This window comes from Endozoicomonas sp. ONNA2 (assembly GCF_024606365.1).
In the GTDB taxonomy this organism is placed as follows: Bacteria; Pseudomonadota; Gammaproteobacteria; order Pseudomonadales; family Endozoicomonadaceae; genus Endozoicomonas.
The window spans coordinates 1-3,665 of sequence record NZ_JAHHPO010000750.1; the positions used below are offsets into that span (position 1 = coordinate 1).

Consider the following 3,665-nt stretch of genomic DNA (forward strand, 5'->3'; position numbering starts at 1 on the left):
CAAAGCTTTTGCTTCAGGAATATAGATGCTTAAATGTCTATCGCAAGAGCCTTGGCTATGTGACCGGAGTTGCAACGCTGCACGACTGCAGGCGGCAGAGCAACGCAGGAGCGGTTGCCAAGAGTGACTGATCATTTAGTCAGAAAATATGATTTCATTTGGTTAACTACTTATTTATCAAGTAACCGTGTATGTCAGAACGGATAACAGCCTGGTTATCCATTTTGTTTTTATTTGCCTGTACAGTAATGTTCAAGCTGATTGACGACCTCTGGCGTTTTTATCGCTTTTTACTGACTCAGTCATTATGGGATGATTTTCAGGAAGTAAGAATTTTTAACAAGGAGATGTAGTTATGGATGGAACACAAACAAACACATTTCAATTGGGTGGCCCTGTCACTGGTTTACTCAATGTCTATTCGGAATCTTGCGAAGTGACTGGAAGTGTCGAAAGTCCTGATGAGTCCGGGATTGCCTGTGGCCGAAAGGTAAAGGCAACAAAATCTGCCTTTCAAATAATTAAAGATGCATTTAAGTACGCTTGGGAACAAACCAAATTAGGATTCAGAAAGATAGGTGTCTTGATGTGTATTATTCCTGAAATGTCTGTGGTTTCACAGGAAGCTGATCCTGAAATATCTGTGGTTTCACAGGCGGTTGATGGAGCCCGGCGTAAAATTCATCAGCCTGTCATAGAAGAGCAGGTGAACAATCCTTGTGAGTTCACTGTGACAAACGCTTCCGGGGAAGACCTTGAGAGACAACCGGAGAAGGTATTTCAAAAGCCAATGCAGGACAGTATGCCTCACAGGAAAATTGAGCCTGGTAATTTTCGCGATTACCATGAAAAAATGCATACTTCTATTGTGGCCGAAGTGAATGCATCGAAGGAAAAAAGAACACCATACGACCTGTCAGGCTCACAAAGCCAGGTTGGAGCAGTAACATAACATCAAGCCGGTAAAGCAAACAATGCAAACTGCCAACCATGTGGTAACGTGCTCTTTCCCATACATTGTGTGGGAATCTTTTTTGGCGGGTCAGCTATTGCCTACAATGAATTTATAGAGCGACCCTGCTTCAGGCACCGAACGCATTTTCTGCAATAGCGGTTTTGAATGAAATCGCTCTGCCAGTGCTTGTAATATCTCCAGATGTTCCTGATTTTCGCCTTCCGGAACAATCAACGCAAATACCAGATCAACGGGCTCACGGTCCACCGCATCAAAATCAACCGGCTGCGCCAGTCGTATAAAAAGACCGATAGGCTTCGGGCAGGCTTTACAACGACAGTGAGGAATAGCTACGCCATTACCCAGCCCGGTGGTGCCCAAACGCTCCCGGGCAACCAGGGCTTCAAACAGTTCTTTGGCATTGATTTCAGGGGCTTCGTTGCTAATACGTTGAGCGATAAATTGCAGGATTTTCTTTTTGCTGGCCCCGTGCACACCGTCAAGGGTGCGCTCTGGGGTCAGGATGCGATGAATAATCATGCTAAAGCAACTGAGAAATCAAAGGGCGTGGCCACTGGCGCCGTGTTGCCTGTCCAGGGCTTTCTCTTTTTGCTTAACCAGCTGCCGATCCAACTTGTCCGAGAGCAGGTCAATGGCTGCATACATGTCTTCGTGCTCGGCGGTTGCATTAATCTCGGCTCCGCGGGTATGCAAAACGGCTTCTGCTCTTTGCACCAACTTTTCGACACTCAGGGTCACCTGTACATTGGTGATATGGTCAAAATGTGAGCCAAGACGATCCAGTCTCTTGATCACATAGTCGTGCAGAGCTTCGGTTACCTCGACATGATGTCCACTGATGTTGACTTGCATGTAACGCTCTCCTGATCCCATTATCCAGATAATCACCCGTGCGCGGGATTTTTCGCACTGGTTAACTTCGATTCTATCACTGTCAATGCCGCTTGAAAGCCTGGAGACAAAAAAACGGCGTTTTAAACTAACTGCTTGCGCTCATTGGATGGGGGAATATTCATAGACTCACGGTATTTGGCAATGGTGCGCCTGGCGACCTTGATGCCCTGATCCCCCAGAATGGCAGCAATTTTATTGTCACTGAGGGGTTTGCGCGGTGTCTCTTCAGCGACGAGTTTGCGGATATGGGCCCGAATGGCCGTGGAGGAACACTCACCACCTGCCGTTGTACTGACATGGCTGGAGAAAAAGTACTTTAGTTCGTAAACACCCCGGGGAGTATGCATGTACTTCTGAGTCGTTACCCGGGATATCGTGGACTCATGCATGCCCACCGCCTCGGCAATATCCGCCAGTACCAGGGGTTTCATGGCCTCATCACCTTTTTCAAGAAACGCCTGCTGGCAGGCAATGATCTGGGTGGCGACTTTCATTAACGTCTCGTTGCGGCTTTGCAGGTTTTTCAAAAACCAGCGGGCTTCCTGCAGATGGTCCTTCATGAACACATTGTCGCGGCTGTTATTGGCTCTTTTCACCATGGAGGCATAATTGTTGTTAATGCGCAGTTTGGGCAGGGCATCGGCGTTCAGTTCCACCGTCCAGTGCTCCTTGATTTTCCGGACGGATATATCCGGAACGACATATTCAGCTTCGGTCTGATCAATGGTGCTGCCAGGTTTCGGGTTGAAGCTCTGAATGAGGCTGAGGGCGTCTCGTAGATGGTCTTCCTTCAGTCTGGCGCGACGCATGATGCGTGCGTAGTCACGGGTGCCAAGGGACTCAAGGTAATGGGTGATCAGTTTTTCAGCGTTGTTAAAATGAGGCGTTGATGAGGGAAGCTGACGAAGCTGGACTAACAGGCACTCTTGCAGGTCGGAACTGCCACAACCGACGGGGTCGAATTGCTGAACTCGGTGTTGCAGCACTTTTACCTCGTCGATCTCCAGCTCTTCCAGCTGGGATTGAAGAGAGACAAACAGGTCATCCAGGGTACAGGCTAAATAACCATCCGGGTTAACCGCTTCGATGATCGCCAGACCAATCATCCGGTCCCGATCGCTCATGGGCGCCATATCCAGCTGCCATTCCAGGTGATCCTGAAGCGACTCCACCGCAGAAGACTTGGCCAGTGGGTCATAATCGTTGTCGCCGCTGCTGGCGGGCAGGCTGGGATACACCTCGTCCCAGGCGGAGTCCACGGGCAGTTCATTGGGGATACTCTCAGACCATTCTGCCATCTCCTGTGGCTCAGGCTCCGGGGCTGCTGCACTCAGGTCAACTAGCTGTTCCTGTCCTTCACTGCTGGTGTCGTCTGTCTGGCTATCGTCGGATTCCAGCATGGGATTGGACTCCAGGGCTTCCTGAATCTCCTGCTGAAGATCCAGGGTCGATAGCTGTAGCAGCCGGATGGCCTGTTGCAGTTGCGGCGTCATGGTCAACTGCTGGCCCATCTTGAGCTGTAAGGAAGGCTTCATAGGCAACCGTATACCTTTACTTCGTTGTCCGTGCGGGCTGCCGGTGAAACTCATGCACTGCATAAGGATCAACTGCAGGGGCTCTGGGTTGGCACGGATGTTGTTTCGACTACTCTCCATGTGCCGCAGATTATAAACCCATAGCCGATTCTGAAACCATAGCTTCGGCAAAAAATGATGGTCTCGTCCATCAAAATGAACCAGGTCATGCCAGGAGGCTGTCCGAGAATAGCGCCCGACTGGGCGTCCCCGTAGCGAGG

At 49.9% G+C, this 3,665-nt stretch carries 6 protein-coding genes; 2 read left to right on the forward strand and 4 right to left on the reverse strand.

Annotated features, from left to right (window positions below; all coding sequences use genetic code 11):
* Nucleotides 1-191: 191 nt before the first annotated feature.
* Nucleotides 192-353, forward strand: a complete 162-nt coding sequence (locus KDK14_RS13240; RefSeq protein ID WP_257265625.1) for a hypothetical protein — start codon at nt 192-194, stop codon at nt 351-353.
* Nucleotides 354-355: 2 nt separating this feature from the next.
* Entirely contained in the window at nt 356-952 is a 597-nt protein-coding gene (locus KDK14_RS13245) for a hypothetical protein (protein WP_257265626.1), read from the forward strand.
* A 90-nt stretch (nt 953-1,042) separates the two neighbouring features.
* On the opposite strand, the gene ptsN is transcribed toward KDK14_RS13245, so the two are convergent.
* The 4 genes from ptsN to KDK14_RS13265 all read right to left on the reverse strand — a co-directional run.
* Nucleotides 1,043-1,495: a PTS IIA-like nitrogen regulatory protein PtsN gene (ptsN, locus tag KDK14_RS13250; RefSeq protein WP_257265627.1), complete on the reverse strand. Its 453-nt coding sequence runs from the start codon at nt 1,493-1,495 to the stop codon at nt 1,043-1,045.
* Between the two features lie 18 nt (nt 1,496-1,513).
* Entirely contained in the window at nt 1,514-1,828 is a 315-nt protein-coding gene (hpf, locus tag KDK14_RS13255) for a ribosome hibernation-promoting factor, HPF/YfiA family (protein WP_257265628.1), read from the reverse strand.
* Nucleotides 1,829-1,950: 122 nt separating this feature from the next.
* A complete protein-coding gene (locus tag KDK14_RS13260; RefSeq protein WP_257265629.1) occupies nt 1,951-3,405 on the reverse strand; it encodes an RNA polymerase factor sigma-54 in 1,455 nt (484 codons plus the stop codon).
* Nucleotides 3,406-3,473: 68 nt separating this feature from the next.
* On the reverse strand, nt 3,474-3,665 hold a 192-nt coding region (locus KDK14_RS13265), incomplete at its 5' end, for a hypothetical protein (RefSeq protein WP_257265631.1).

What these genes read in the sequence shown, in the direction of transcription:
- KDK14_RS13240 (WP_257265625.1), top strand. Translation starts at nt 192, where the DNA reads ATGTCAGAACGGATAACAGCCTGGTTATCCATTTTGTTTTTATTTGCC.
- KDK14_RS13245 (WP_257265626.1), top strand. Translation starts at nt 356, where the DNA reads ATGGATGGAACACAAACAAACACATTTCAATTGGGTGGCCCTGTCACT.
- ptsN (WP_257265627.1), bottom strand. Translation starts at nt 1,495, where the DNA reads ATGATTATTCATCGCATCCTGACCCCAGAGCGCACCCTTGACGGTGTG.
- hpf (WP_257265628.1), bottom strand. Translation starts at nt 1,828, where the DNA reads ATGCAAGTCAACATCAGTGGACATCATGTCGAGGTAACCGAAGCTCTG.
- KDK14_RS13260 (WP_257265629.1), bottom strand. Translation starts at nt 3,405, where the DNA reads ATGAAGCCTTCCTTACAGCTCAAGATGGGCCAGCAGTTGACCATGACG.